Raw genomic sequence first — 14,666 nt, forward strand, 5'->3', positions numbered from 1 at the left:
GCCCCGTTTCCAGAGGCCGAACGCAGGCATTGCGCAGTGGGCATCCCGGCATGGATGGCCGATCGCGGCGGGCCCACGGAGCAATGCCGGAGTGAGGGCATGCCGAGCATTAGCGAGGCACCGAATGGTGGGGCAAAGCCTTTTGGTTCCTTTTCGGCGTTTGGAAAAGGGACTCGCCGTAAGGGCGAAACCCTAAGCCGCCGTTACCGCAGCAACGGATATGTACACGATCAAAACAAAAGACAGGCCGGCTGTCAGGCCGCCTTCGCAAGCAGGCTCACTCCCACAAAGGAGCACTTGGTTTACTTGCGACTGGACCGAATTACGCCTGCGGGCGGCCTTTTCATTGGGTACCGCATCAATTGGCAAAGACCATGGCGAAGTAGCCGAGGACCGTCAGCAGAATGCCCGACACTGCAAACGCGACCGGAAAACCGACCCACGGCACGTTGCTACCGATCTCCGCCGCAGCCTCAAGACACGGGCCGGAATGACTGCGGGCACCGGCCATGCCACCCATCAGTACCGCCGGATTGATCTTCATCAAGTGATAGCCAACCACCCAGACGGCGAACGGCGGCAGCATGCAGGCGACGAAGCCCACCAGGAAAATCTGCACGGCGAGCATCCCCGTCAGTTGAGCGAGAAGGGTGGCGCCGGCATTGATCCCGACAATGGCAACGAACACCAGCAGGCCGATGTCCTCGAGGATGTTACGCGCTGCGTTCGGCGTATTGCCGAAGAAGCGCAGGCGCGAGGACAGCGACGAGACGATGATGCCCGAGACCATCAGGCCACCCGCGCTCCCCAGGCCGACGGAGGCGCCGAAGGCGGGGAACTGGATCAGGCCGATCAGCAGCCCCAGGGACATCCCGACAAACAACGTCAATAAATCGGTCATGCTGCTGGGCCGGGCGATAACCCCAAACAACTCGCCCGCGCGCTGCACGGCGCTGGACAGGCCGGTGACGAACAGCACGTCGCGACGCTGCAACCGAGTCTCAGGCCCGACGGGCAATGGAACACCGCCGCGCTGGATGCGAGTCAATTGAAGCTGCCCGGCCAGGTCCAGTCCGCGAAACTCCTTGAGCTGCTTGCCGATCACGGTTTTCTCTGTCACCAGGATCTCCGCGTGGTCCAGGGGGACGGCGAGCGCCTTGGCGTCATCGACCTCCGGGCCGATCAGGCCGATGTTGGTGGTCAGGCCTGTACGTGTACTGCCAAGGGTAATCACATCCCCCAGCTGCAGCTGGATGTCAGGATCGGCCCCTATCGCCTCATCGCCGTGATGCACATTGACGATGCGATACTCCGGGAATCGAGCGAGAAATTCGCGGACGGTCAGGCCGGCAGTCGTACGGTTTTCCAGGCGATAAGCGCGCAACCCGAAGGCCTTGTCAGCGGTGAGGCCGTCGTCCTCCAGATCATGCATCCCATGCTCTTCCTCATAACGACGGGCTGCCGCCTTGGCATCGACCCCCCACCAGCGCGGCATGTATTTGCACATCAGCACGATGCCGACGGTGCCCCAGATGTAGGTGATGCCGTAGGACAGGGTGATCATCGCCGACACCCCCTCGACAGTGTCGCCCGGTGCGAGGTGGACGGCACCCGAGGTAACCGCCTGCTCGGCCGAGCCGATGGCAGAGGACATGGTCGTGGCCCCGGCGAGGATGCCGCCGGCCGCGCCAGTCGGCAGGTTGAAAAGACGCGTGCCCAAGACCACCACGGCCAGGCTGACCACACTGCAAATGACCGCAAGCACGGTGAACTTCAGCCCATCATCCTTCAGGCTATTGAGAAAGGACGGACCGACGCGCAAACCGACCCCGTACATGAACAGGTAGTAGAAGAGGTTCATGGTGAACGTGTCGAGCTTGAACGTGATGCCATAGAGAGAGGCGGCAATGGCGACGCCGCAGCCAACCACGATGGCGCCGCCGACGGTACCCAACCCGTAACCCTTGATGGTGAAGCGGCCAATCAGCACCGCCAGGCTCACCACCAGGAACAGCAACATGTAGGGATTGGCGTTGAGAAACGCGAAGAGTGCCTGCACGGTTTGAATCCCCCGGTTTAGCTACGTTGATGCCTGATGTCAGGAAAGCCTCAGGCAGTAGCGTAGCGTGTGAAGCCGGGGGTGTTGAACCAAGTGCCAGATAAGTAACGTCCATGGCTTTTCCTCCCGCTGTGAGGAAAAGCCTGCGCGGACCTTTGCCAAGTTGTCACGACCTTCAGTGGTCGGTCAGACAATGCCGACAAACGACAGGATGAACAGGACGATCACAACAGCACCGACGAGATAGATAATGTTGTTCATGACTTCAGCGCTCCATCTGGATTGGGATGCGAAACAGAGGTGTCTATACAGCTGACACCTTCGCTCGCATTTCCGTTCCGCAATCCATCTTGCCGGGGCGCTGATGACTATCGACTAAAACGCGCAGCCAGGCTGTGCAGGTACTCGGCCATGACTTCCAGGTCCTGGCTGATCGCGGCACCTTGTTTGGCCTGCCCGGCGCTGTGATCACAGAGTTGGGCAATTCGCGTGATCTGTTGGTTGATGTCTTCAGCCACATGGCTCTGTTCTTCAGACGCCGAGGCCATCTGCTGGCTCATGCCGGTAATCCGGGTGACGGCCTGGCTGATACCGACCAGAGCCGACTGCACCGCCTCGACACGCTGCATGCTTTCACGGGAAATCTGCTCGCCACGGCTGGCCGTCGAGACTGCGCGATCGGCACCGCTATACAGCGAAGCGATGATGCCGTGGATCTGTTCGGTGGAGGTGCGAGTGCGTTGTGCAAGGGAACGCACCTCGTCGGCCACCACGGCAAAACCGCGCCCTTGCTCGCCAGCCCGGGCCGCCTCGATCGCCGCATTGAGCGCCAGCAGGTTGGTCTGTTCGGCAATGGCGGTGATGACATCCACGACACTGCCGATCGATTGCGTTTCGCTGGCCAATGCATTGACTGCCTGGCCAATCTCGTTGACCGCCGCGTGCATGGTTGCCATGGCGCTCAGGCTTTGCTCCGCCAGCTCAGTGCCCTCGCGGGTCAACTGGTCGGCCTGCGACGCGGCATGTGCGGTGCTGATGACGTTTTGGGTGACTTCCTGGATGGTCGCGGCCATCTGGGAAATGGCGGCGGCGGACTGATCGGTTTCACTGCGCTGACGATCCAGCGACTGCGCCTGGGAACCCGAGAGTGCGGATGACTGCGCCGCCTTGGCCTTGACGTTGACCCCGGCATCGACGAGCCGGGACAGGGCTGTCTGCAAGCGCGCTTCCTCACTGAGCATGGCCATGTCCAGGCGACCCTGGGGGCCGTGGTTGTCGCTATAGGTGAGCGCGACCAATGGATCGGAAAAGGCTTTCGGATGCTCGGCCAGGGTGCGCTCGATGGCTCTGCGCTGTCGGGATTCGATCAGGTACCAGGCAATGCCCAGGCTCGCCACCAGGACTCCTTGCGCCGCCGTTTGTGGTAGCCACTGACTGCCCAGCAGTGAGAGCCCGCCAGCCATCAGCAACGGCCAGCCGTGTTGCAGCGGTCTTAGAATCCGCGCACTGCGGGCAACGATCGGCTTGCCGGCGCGCATCCTTGCATAGAGTGCCGCTGCCCGACTGACCTGGTCGCGGCTGGGCAGCGAACGAACCGACTCGTAACCACTCAGGCGTCCGTTTTCATAGATGGGCGTGACGTAGGCACTGACCCAATAGAAGTCACCATTTTTCGAGCGGTTTTTCACAAGACCCATCCAGGGTTTGCCTTGCTTGATGGTGTGCCACATATGAATGAATACCCCGGGAGGCATATCGGGGTGTCGAACCAGGTTATGGGGCTGACCGACCAGTTCGTCGTAGGTGAAACCGCTGATGGCCACAAAGGCGTCATTGCAGTAAGTGATGCGGCTGTCGAGGTCGGTGGTGGAGATCAATCGCTGTTCGGCAGGGAATACTCTTTCATGCTCGGTCACGGGTAAATTCACGCGCATACGGTGCGGCCCCTCGGATTATTATTATGATGTTGAGCATATAAAGCAGACAGGCGCCCAGCATTGCACCGGGCTCGACTAGGAATTTATGGGCGGGGGAGACTGGCGGCGATTCATTCGACGACAATTTCTTGTCATTTCATGACAAGTCCACGATGTCGATTTCAGGCACTGCGGGCAAGCCATGGAGAAAGGCGGCTATCTGGCGGCTACCGCGCAAGTGCACCACAGGAATCCGTGGGCCTATGGTCAGGCGCACCGCCTCGATACCCGGGCGGTAGCCTCGATCGAAATTCCACACGAACTTGAGGAAGGTCAGGAACGCCCGGTCGAGCTTCTCTGTGCAGCCGGCTGCCAGGTCGGGGCGAGGGCGGTTCAAGACGCTGCGCATGATCACCCGGATGAAACAGGTGAGTCGCGGCGTATCGAGCCAGATGATCAGGTCGGCCCGGGGCAGGCGCAGGTCGAAGGTGCGCCGGGCATAGTTGCCTTCACACACCCAGGTATCCGCTGTGATTGCTGCGCTGACCCGCGCGCGGAACTGCCCGGCGTCGGGTTCGATCCAGCCGGGCTCCCAGAACAATGTATCGAGGTGCACCACCGGCAAGCCCAGACGCTTGCCGAGCGCGCGGGCGAGGGTGGATTTGCCGCTACCGGCATTGCCCAGAATTACGATCCGTTGCATGGGAGGGACGTCCTGTCGCGAAAAAAGCCGGCAATTGTGCAGGGTTTTGATGGCCAGTCAACGGCTGTCAAGGAAACCTCACGGATATAGCGCCTGGCCGGCTCGTTTCGTGTTTCAGACCGCAGCGCTCACTCCTGCGCCTTTCTCCTGTGTCGCAACCTCATGCAGGGAAATCCTTGAGGTCTCCGGCAATGCCAGTCCACCCGCCAGCGCGAGCAAGGCCACCGCGATCAGGTAGAACGCCGGTGACAGGTTGCTGCCGGTGGTGCTGATCAGCCACGTCGCCACCAGCGGTGCGGTGCCGCCGAAAAGGGTGTACGCCATGTTGTAGGTGATCGCCGAGGCGGTGTATCGGGTACGGGTAGGGAAGGTTTCCGAGAGCAGGGCCGCTGTCACCACGCCACACAACACGGCGCCAATCGCCAGGAGCATGACGCCGACGACGGACGCTGCGAACGAGCCGGAGCTGGCCATCAGGAACGATGGATACACGGCCACGATCAGCAGCGCGCATGCCGTCATCACCGTCCTTCGACGTCCGACCCGATCCGAATACAGCCCCGCCAGCGGGCAGATCGCCGCAGCGAACAGCAATGCGATCAGTGAGACCAGCAACGCTGTGGCGCGACTCAAGCCGCCGGCGACTTGCAGGTAAGTCGCGAAATAGGTGGTGAACATATAAAACGACAGTGCGGTGAGTGACACAAAGGCACCCAGGCAACAGATCGCTGCCCCATGGTTGCGCAAGGTTTCCTTGAGTGGCGAGTGGGCGACGGCATGTTCCTCGGTCACCGCCTGGAATGCCGGTGTCTCATCGAGCTTCCAGCGCAGGTAAAGCCCCACCAGGCCCAGCGGCGCGGCAATCAGGAACGGCAGGCGCCAACCCCAACTGCCCATTGCTTCGGCCGACAATGACGCTTCGAGCGCGTAGGCCACCACGGCGGCCGCGGCGAAAGCGGAAAAGGTCGACACCGGAATGAAGCTACCGTACCAGGCGCGTTTATCACTCGGTGCATGTTCCATCAGGTAGGCACAGGCGCCGGCGTATTCGCCCCCGGCGGAAAAGCCCTGGGCGCAACGGATCAGCGACAGCAGAATCGGCGCCGCGACCCCGATCGCCGCATAAGTGGGCAGCAGGCCGATCAGGGTCGTCGCACCGGCCATCAACAGAATGGTCATCGCCAGGGTGCGCTTGCGGCCGATCCTGTCGCCCAGCATGCCGAAGAAAATCCCGCCAAGGGGTCGAAACGCAAAGGCCACGGCGAACACCGCAAAGGTCTTGAGCAACGCGGCACTGGCATCGCCACTGGGGAAAAATTGCTGGGCGATGGTCGTGGCCAGAAAGCCATAGACGGCGAAGTCGAACCACTCGACGAAATTGCCAATGCCGGCGGCCACAATCACTCTTCTCAGCGTTTTTGGGCTGACTTGTTCCATAGTTGCGCTCGTCATGCTTGACCTCGACAATTCGTCAGTAAGCTATCGATTATCAGGGCAGGCTCTGCGGCGGTTTACTTCAAAAGTGTCATCCACATAGTCAGTACCGACGTCTTGCCGTTAAATTGCCCGCTGTTCGCCTACCAGGACTTCAACGATTTAAAAGGGATGAAAATGACATTGACTGTCGAAAAACTGATCAGTATCGCAATGACCAACCCGGTAAATGCAGCCCTTGCCGAGCGCTTGCCCGAGCTCGGTCTGCAGCAATGCATGCTCACGGCCGGTTGCCTGTTCCAGGCTGTCTGGAATCGTCAGTCGCAGCGACCGGTAGCGTGGGGAGTGAAGGATTACGACGTCTTTTACTTCGATGAAGATCTGTCCTGGGAAGCAGAGGATGAGGTCATCCAGCGCGCCGGGCGTCTGTTCGAGGACCTCGGGGTGAACGTTGAAGTCAAGAACCAGGCTCGCGTGCACCTGTGGTACAGACAGCGGTTTGGCGGGGATTATCCTCAGCTTCAGTCGGCCAGGGACGGGATCGATCGCTACCTGGTTGCCGGTACCTGCATGGGTTGGGATGTTGCAACCGGCGAGGTTTATGCTCCCAACGGCCTGGCCGACACAGAGCACGGGCTACTTCGAAACAATCCAAAGAACCCCAGTCCAGACTTGTTCGAGCAGAAGGCGAAAAGTTATCAGGCCCGTTGGCCCTGGCTCAGGATCATCGAGCCCCTCGGTTGAACTGCAGATGAGAGCCGATTGTTGCCTGTTACGCTGTCCACCTGGCATTTATTGGGTTCTTCACGCAATCCCGGGAAACACCGACAACGCAATACCTGTAGGAGCCGGCTTGCTGGCGATGGACTGTAGGAGCCGGCTTGCTGGCGATGGACTTGAGTGCACCGCGTTTATCCTGTCCACCCGCGTTATCGTTAACGACCATCGCTGGCAAGCCAGCTCCTACAAGGGACCGCGTCCCGGTCGAAAGGATGTGAACGCCAAACTGTAGGAGCCGGCTTGCTGGCGATGGACTCCAGTGCACCGCGTTTATCCGGTTCACACGCGTCATCGTTAACGACCATCGCTGGCAAGCCAGCTCCTACAAGGGACCGCGTCCCGGTCGAAAGGATGTGAACGCCAAACTGTAGGAGCCGGCTTGCTGGCGATGGACTCCAGTGCGCCGCGTTTATCCAGGTCACACGCGTTATCGTTGACGACCATCGCTGGCAAGCCAGCTCCTACAAGGGGCCGCGCAATATCTGTAGGAGCCGGCTTGCCGGCGATGGACTCAGGTGCGCTGCGTTTATCCAGGTCACACGCGTTATCGTTGACGACCATCGCTGGCAAGCCAGCTCCTATGTATGGACTCGCCCCCACTGTCTACCCGCTTTTGAAAAACCGCTGCCCCGTTGCATCTATGTATTAGGCCTATTCGTGGAAGCCGTCTTCGGCTTCTGGCCAAAATTGGAAAAGCTCGTGGTATGCCGATTACAGTCAGGCCTCGAAGGCCAGTAGGAGCTTAGGCATCAATCCACGCCGGTCTTACCTGGGGTCAATTTTTTTCAGCAGAGGGTCAGACGGTTAGTACCTCGGTGGCAGAACTCTGTCGCTCAGTGGCCCATCGTCGCTGGCTGGCCATCACCCGCGTGGCGACGATAAGTCTGGTCATTCTGTAGAAGCACCCAGACGATTCGCAGGTTGCGGTTGGCTAGCCTGATCGCAGCCTCCTTACGGCCCAACCGGCTCATCCAGTGCAACAAGCGGCGGTCATCGGGTTGCTGGGAATCAGGTCGTAGTTGTTGCAGCACCGCATGGGCCCCCTGGATCATCAGGCTGCGTAAATAAGCATCACCTCGCTTGGTCATGCCCCCCAACCGGACCGTCTCCCCGCTGCTGTGCTGGTCAGGCACCATGCCAAAGTACGCGGCAAACTTGCGGGCATTGGGAAAGCGCTCAGGCTTGGTTTCCTTGGCCACCAGTGCCGTGGCAGTGACCGGGCCGATGCCGCGCACAGTCATTAGCCGCTTCGCCGTCATGTCAGCGTTGGCGGCCACTTCCAGGCGTCCCGTCAGTACGCTGATGCGCTCGCCCAAATGGCGCCACTCGGCCAACAGTTCGTCGATCAGTTCACGCAGCAGGCCCGGCACCGGTTGGGTGGCATCTTCCAGCACCCGCGGGATTTTCTGGCTGATCGCAACATCGCCCTGTGCCAAGGCTACGCCGTGCTCAAGCAGCAGGCCGCGCATCTGATTACTGAGGGCCGTGCGTCGACGCACATAGCCCTGGCGGGCGCGATGCAACGCCTGCATTGCCAGCGCCGCAACGCTTTTGACCGGTACTGCGCAGATTTTTTCATCGCGATTGGCCCGCAGAATCGCCAGCGCATCGTTGCGATCATTTTTAGGCCCGCTGCGATGTGTGGCCACCAAACCGGCTGGAAGAATCCGCACCGGATTGCCTTGTCTTGCAGCTGCCGGGCCCAGGCCTGGGCACCCGGACCGGTCTCCATCAAAACCACGACATGCGCCGGCAACTGTCGGAGAAAATCATAAAACGCCTCGCGCGACTTGATCCGCTGCTCGTAGCGCACCTGGCCGAGGATATCTTCACCGGCGACCTGAAAGACCTGTTTGGCCAAGTCGACCGCCAAGGTTGTGCAGGCCGACAAATCGGAAGAAGACACGGATTGATCAAACGAACTATGATTTTTCATGGACTCGCCCTCGCTGTCGTTGGCTGTTTAGACTGCCACCGTGGCGCATTGACGCCTCGGCTTGGGCGAGTCCATCCAATTACAAGGGACCGCGTCCCGGTCGAAAGGATGTGAACGCCAAACTGTAGGAGCCGGCTTGCTGGCGATGGACTCCAGTGCGCCGCGTTTATCCAGGTCATACGCGTCATCGTTAACGACCATCGCTGGCAAGCCAGCTCCTACAAGGGACCGCGTCCCGGTCGAAAGGATGTGAACGCCAAACTGTAGGAGCCGGCTTGCTGGCGATGGACTCCAGTGCACCGCGTTTATCCTGTCCACCCGCGTTATCGTTAACGACCATCGCTGGCAAGCCAGCTCCTACAAGGGACCGCGTTCATCCGGCTCACCCGCGTCATCGTTAACGATCATCGCCAGCAAGCCGGCTCCTACAAGTGACCGTCGAAACAAAAGGGCCTCAAATCTTTTGAGGCCCTCGTTGCTAAAGCCAGGTTGAACTCAGTTCCCCACTACCGGCACTGTCACGGTTTTGCCGAAGGCCGACTTGATGGTCGCTGTCGGGCTGGTCGATGGCGGACTACCGACGGTGGTCACCGCGAACTGCCAGCGTGCGCCGGTAGGCGTGGTGGTCAGGGTGGCGTTGCCAAGGTTCACCGTACCGGTTGTGGTCGTGGCAGTCGCTGTGATGCTATTGCCTGTGCCACGTGAGGTGGTGCCGGACAGGACCCAGTAATAGCGGCCGTTGCTGCGGGCAGTAACGGTAGCGCCGGTAACGATCAGGTTCTCGACGACCGCTGCCGAGACCGCCACGGATACCGTTGCCGGTGTCGACTCCGCACCCTTGGCATCGGCGGCCTGATAGGTAAAGGTCGCGGTGAACGGTGCGGCGACAGTAGCCGGTGGTGTGTAGACCACGCGCAGGCCATCGGTGCTGACCGTGCCCTTGCCGGAGTCCGGTTGCGCCAGGCCCACCACTTTAAGTGGCACGTTACCGTCAGGGTCGGTGTCGTTGGCCAGGACGTTGATGGTCACCGGTTGACCGTTGCTGACAGCGCTGTCGGGGTTGGCGATCGGTTTTTTGTTATCGCCGTCACCATTACGTGTATCGCCAGTGCGGAAGGTTGGCAGCGCGGCGGAGTTGACGTAGGTGACGCCGTCCCAGCCGGGCAGTGGCGTTGGCATCAACTGGAACTGGCCGGGATTCTCGACATCCCAGCGCAGCAACATGGACGTGTCCTCGTGCTGGGTGTTGTGGCAGTGCTCCATGTAGGTCCCGGCGAATTCACGGAAGCGGATCGCCATTTCCACGTCCACCGTACTGTCGATGCCCTGGCCGATGATATAGACGTCCTTGCGTGCCCATTTTTCCCATTCCGGCGGTGCCTTGCCGTCGCGGTTGAGGATGACGCCTTCTTCGAAGTGCACGTGCACCGGGTGGCTCCAGCCGTTGCCGCCGTTCCTGATTTTCCACACTTCCAGGGTGCCGTCGCCGGAGAACCCGGCAGGGCTCGGGCCAGTGGCCAGTTGCGGCGCGGCGCTGATCCGGCGTAGGTCCGCGCGGTTGCCAAAACCACCGTCGGTCTTGATGGTCCAGGGTTCCTGGTCGGTGCCGTCGGAGCGGCCGAAGACAAACTCGCGATGCCGCGCCAGCTTGAGCTTGGCCTGCATCGTCGGATCGTCGCGGTTGATCGTCAGCGGGATCATGACCTTGCCCACCGGTTTACCCGGTTTGGCTGGTTCGTAGTCGGCGGGATTCATGCTCACGTCCTGGCCGGCATAAGGCTGCACCACCATCTGCATGAACTTGCCCACCGCCGGGTCACCCAGGTCCCATTCCAGCCCCTTGCTGCCCGACTTGAGCACCGCCTTGTACTTGCCGGACAGTACGTCGGCCAGGCTCAGCGGTGTACTCTCCGGCCCCTTGCCGCCCTGGTGCTCCATCAGGTTGACGAAGTACAGCTTGTCGCCGGTCCTGATCCCGTTTTTCGCGAAGTTGACGATGATGTCGAAGCGCTCGGCAATGCCCTGGGTCGGCAGGATGGCGTTGTGGTCTTGCACATCGCCGTCGGCGTCCAGGTCCATGCTGCCGTCGAACGGCACGGCGTGTTCCATGAGGTTGCCGTCGTTGCCGATCATGTGGAACGGCACCCGGGTATACGACAGGCCGGAACCGGCCGGGCCGGGGAACTCACCACCGGTGCCAACGACTTCACGCACCAGCGCAATCCTGAAGAAGCGCGACACCGAACCATTGAGGATGCGGAAGCGATAGCTGCGCGCCCGCACGTTCAGGCGCGGCTGGTACTGCCAGTTGACCAGGATCTGATCGCCGAGGAAGCCGTCGGTGTTGAACGGGTTGAACCACAGTTGGCCATTGGCGTCCCAGGCCTTGTCGGCGATCATCAGGTTGACGTCATAGTCGCGGTTGCCCCAGGGCAGCGCCGAACCGCTGGGCAGGCGCAGGTTGACCCCGTCTTGCAGCGCTTCGTTGCCACGGTCCACGGCGCTGTAGTAGTTCATCATCGTCGCATTGCCCTTGTAGACGTTCTGCGCGGTGAAATCGAGCATGTGGTCGTGGAACCAGTGGGTGCTCATGGTTTCGCGCCAGTCGCCACGGATCTTGATGCTGCCGTTGTTGCAGGTCTTCAGGCCCGGCGTAGCATCGTTGACGAACAGGGTTTCACCCGGGGCGCAGGGGAACGCCGCGCGCGCATCCTGGGCGTTGGTATTGATGCTGTCATAGCCGGCCAACTGGATCGGCCAGCGATAGTCGTAGTACTGGCCCGGGAAGAAAAACGCGTTGGCATAGCCGTCGCTTTCGGCCGGGGAGTGACCGTTGTGTTCGTGGGTGCTGAGGGTGTGCAGGCCGAAACCCATGTTGGCCGATGGATCGATCGGCAGGGCATTGTAGTGCCGCATCAGCACCCCCTGGCCGTAGCGCACCATCAACAGTTTTGGCGGAAAGGTGCCGTCGAAGGTCCAGAGCGCCTTGTGGTTCTGGATCGGCATGTTGGGGTGAAAACGCGTGTCGATGCCTTTGGTAGTGCCCGCGATGATCGGGGTGTCCGAGGTCTGGTTATACAGCCCACCCGGCCCGAACTCACCGACGGCATAGTTGTGCAACTGGCGGCGGTCGCGCATGCCGCCGTTGAGCTTGGCGCCCGCTTGCGCGGTCTTGAAGGCGACCTGTGGGTAGAACTCGTTCCAGCGCTGGTGCGACCAGCCTTTTCCTGGCGGACGACCTTCGGCCGGCGAGCTGACTGGATGGCGGTTGAGGAAAGCTTCGATCTGCGCTTTCCACGGGTTGCGGTCCAGCACGTTGGAGTACTGCGACGGAAACGGGTACAGCCCCGGCTGGCGCATGAAGGCTTCAAGCGACGCCGCCGAAGGGCCACTGCGGGCTATGCTGTTCGGGTCCTGCGTGGGCGCCGGGCCAACGATCGGAGGCGGGAAGGTCAGCGGTGGGGCCGGCAGTGTCGGGTCGAGTTTTTCCGTGCCGAATTCTTCGAACAGCAGCAGCTGCTGCGTGTACGGCAGGGCCCCGAACAATGGGCTGGGCTTGCCGTTGGTAGGGATCTTGAAGGATGTCTGCAGGGCTGGCGGCAGCACGTTGTCGGCCCGTGGCGTGTCCCGGTCGCCATACGCGCCGTTGGGTAGGGCGATGGCGCCCTGGTTGGTGGCTGGCAAGGTCAGCAAGGCATCCAGCGCGGCCTTGGGGTCGGCTGGCGGGTTGGCAAACGCCGAGGGGTCGGTCGGTGGTGGCGGGCCGAAATCATCCAGCGGCACGGCGTCTGCCGTGGCCAGGGAAAACAACATCGCACAAGGCAGGCCTGTTTTGCGCAGCAGATAGAGCGAATTGCTTGAGTGTGTTGCGCGTTTCATAGGTCACCCCTCGCTTGATGTCCCGCCGTCTCCATGTCCGGGACGACTGCTGTTTTGGGCACAAAAGGGGGTGTGCAACTAATGAGCCATTACTGGAGCAAAAGAAACTCAAATCAACGAATCAGTTTTTCCGGGCGTTGCAGCCCAAAGAAGAGGGGGAGAGAGGGGGTTATTCCTCTAATTTGGTGATAAACACCCGGGTAGGTGGGTGAAGAACCCCATTTCCGGGGGATGTGGCGGCCCGGTCTGAGACTTTGGTCTGATACAATCGAGCAATTACAGGTTGAGCAGAACACCATGAATCGTCGCAAGAAACTGAATCAGATACTCAAGGCCAACGCGAAAAAGGCCAGCGCCAAACTGGCACCGAAAAACAAGGATAAATACATCAGCAAGGCTGACCGGTTGAAGCTGGAAGCCGAAGCCGCTCAAGACCCGGTCGTATCCCCCGAAAGCTGATCCCGGAAGCACTGGCCCCGTTCTTTCGAACCAGAGGGGCCTTTTATCGCCACGAACTCAACGAATACCGGTGCCCGCCATGGACTCCGGCACCCACTGCGCCGTCGATAGCGGCTCGATGTAGCGGATGCCACCATGGGGGCCCACCACGCCATTGATGTTGTAGGTGCCTTTCGACAGGTCGTACGTCATGAACGGGGTGGCATCCGGGACCTGCTTGTCATAGCTCTGGCTGAAGAAGGCGAAGGAACCACGGTACAGCTGGCCACTGGTGTCGTATTGATCGGAGGCCACCGCGGCCCAGGTATCTTCATCCAGGTAAAAGCGGCGCTTCTGATAGATATGCGTTGCACCGGCCTTGAGGTTGCCCTCCACGACATAGACCCGGTGCTTTTCCCAGCGCACGAAGTCCGGCGCAATGAAGTTCGGCGTGGTCAGTGATTTGGCGTCGCGAGCGTAGGTCAGTTTGTAGGTGTTGTAGGGCACGATCATTTCCTGCTTGCCCACCAGCGTCCAGTCATACAGCTCGAGTGCACGGGCGGTACCGGGGTTTGGGGTGTCATAGGCCAGGATCGAAATCTGTTTGACCCGGCGCTGGGCCGGCATGTACTGCCAGGCACGGCCGGGGCGCTGCAGCGGGTTGGTGGCGTTCTTGAGCATGATCGACTCGCCGGCCCGCCGCGCAGGTCCGGTGTAGGACAGCTTCAACTGGTAGTAGATGTCGGAGTTGTTGATCGGTTTCGCCATGTTCTCGTAAATCGGGAAGGAGACGAACGCCTCGCCGGTCACAGCCAGGCTCGCCACGCCCGCCGTGTCGACGCTCCACGAGTCATATTTGGAATGGATGTTGACGCCCTGGTAGCGCAGCAGGAAATTCCACATGGCCTCGGCGCCCGATTGCGGGATCGGGAACGGCACACCCGGCAACACGTTGTCGAACGCAATTCCGCCGTTGAGGGACTTGGCGGCTGTGGCGTTCTTGCGGCTATTGTCCAGTACCGCCTGTGGCAGCGATGCCGTGCGGTGGGTCGGATACACGTCGATGCGAAAGCCGGGGTAGCGCTTGGCCAATGCTACGGTGGTGGCGGTGAGCATGCCTTTGTAGGCATCGACGTTCCTGCCGTTGATCACCAATAGCGGTTTTTCGTCCGCAAAGGGGTCCGGGCGCATGCTGTCGCCGGTCTTGAAGCTGGAGGGGGCGGTGGTCAGGCCACCGTTGTAGGGCGGAATAGAGCCGTCGGCATTCCCGGCCTTTTCGGCCCCCACCCACGTCAGGCTGGTGCCGAGCCGGGCGGCTTCCTGGTTCGATACGGCGGCATGGGCATCAATGGCCAGCACCATGAGCGGCACGGCGGCCAGAAGACTTTTCACGAATTTCATATTGTTATTCTCCTGCCTGGCGTACCAGGCAACTCGTGACTCGGGCGCAGCGGTCGTATCCGCCGGCTCGATAGCCAGAGACTTTTTAGAACCTCCATTAAAAGCCCCACGGTACGGGGG

8 protein-coding genes and 2 pseudogenes are annotated in these 14,666 nt (G+C 60.9%); 2 read left to right on the top strand and 8 right to left on the bottom strand.

Features of this window, described 5'->3' with window-relative positions; all coding sequences use genetic code 11:
• Positions 1 to 358: 358 nt before the first annotated feature.
• From QMK54_RS15465 to QMK54_RS15480, 5 genes and pseudogenes are all read right to left on the bottom strand, one after another.
• Complete coding sequence (locus tag QMK54_RS15465; protein WP_110661269.1) at positions 359 to 2,059, bottom strand: aspartate:alanine exchanger family transporter; 1,701 nt, start codon at positions 2,057 to 2,059, stop codon at positions 359 to 361.
• 368 nt (positions 2,060 to 2,427) lie between these two features.
• Positions 2,428 to 3,597 (bottom strand): methyl-accepting chemotaxis protein, encoded by a 1,170-nt coding sequence (locus QMK54_RS15470; protein WP_413787372.1) that lies wholly within the window; start codon positions 3,595 to 3,597, stop codon positions 2,428 to 2,430.
• 117 nt (positions 3,598 to 3,714) lie between these two features.
• Positions 3,715 to 3,993, bottom strand: a pseudogene (locus QMK54_RS31210) (PAS domain-containing protein); the annotation flags it as partial.
• Between the two features lie 139 nt (positions 3,994 to 4,132).
• Entirely contained in the window at positions 4,133 to 4,678 is a 546-nt protein-coding gene (locus QMK54_RS15475; protein ID WP_223588556.1) for an AAA family ATPase, read from the bottom strand.
• 114 nt (positions 4,679 to 4,792) lie between these two features.
• Complete coding sequence (locus tag QMK54_RS15480; RefSeq protein ID WP_320402870.1) at positions 4,793 to 6,130, bottom strand: MFS transporter; 1,338 nt, start codon at positions 6,128 to 6,130, stop codon at positions 4,793 to 4,795.
• 159 nt (positions 6,131 to 6,289) lie between these two features.
• On the opposite strand from QMK54_RS15480, the gene QMK54_RS15485 reads away from it, so the two are divergent.
• Positions 6,290 to 6,856 (top strand): nucleotidyltransferase family protein, encoded by a 567-nt coding sequence (locus tag QMK54_RS15485; RefSeq protein WP_320402914.1) that lies wholly within the window; start codon positions 6,290 to 6,292, stop codon positions 6,854 to 6,856.
• 869 nt (positions 6,857 to 7,725) lie between these two features.
• Here QMK54_RS15485 and QMK54_RS15490 read toward each other — a convergent pair.
• Together QMK54_RS15490 and QMK54_RS15495 are read right to left on the bottom strand one after the other, a co-directional pair.
• Positions 7,726 to 8,783 (bottom strand): annotated as a pseudogene (locus QMK54_RS15490) (IS110 family transposase).
• 540 nt (positions 8,784 to 9,323) lie between these two features.
• A complete protein-coding gene (locus tag QMK54_RS15495) occupies positions 9,324 to 12,707 on the bottom strand; it encodes an Ig-like domain-containing protein (RefSeq protein WP_413787362.1) in 3,384 nt (1,127 codons plus the stop codon).
• Positions 12,708 to 13,004: 297 nt separating this feature from the next.
• On the opposite strand from QMK54_RS15495, the gene QMK54_RS15500 reads away from it, so the two are divergent.
• Positions 13,005 to 13,166 (top strand): DUF2986 domain-containing protein, encoded by a 162-nt coding sequence (locus QMK54_RS15500; protein WP_110662633.1) that lies wholly within the window; start codon positions 13,005 to 13,007, stop codon positions 13,164 to 13,166.
• A 57-nt stretch (positions 13,167 to 13,223) separates the two neighbouring features.
• On the opposite strand, the gene QMK54_RS15505 is transcribed toward QMK54_RS15500, so the two are convergent.
• A complete protein-coding gene (locus tag QMK54_RS15505) occupies positions 13,224 to 14,546 on the bottom strand; it encodes a DUF1329 domain-containing protein (RefSeq protein WP_223588562.1) in 1,323 nt (440 codons plus the stop codon).
• Positions 14,547 to 14,666: the final 120 nt, after the last annotated feature.

The sequence above is a fragment of the Pseudomonas sp. P5_109 genome (genome assembly GCF_034009455.1).
Classification (GTDB): domain Bacteria; phylum Pseudomonadota; class Gammaproteobacteria; order Pseudomonadales; family Pseudomonadaceae; genus Aquipseudomonas.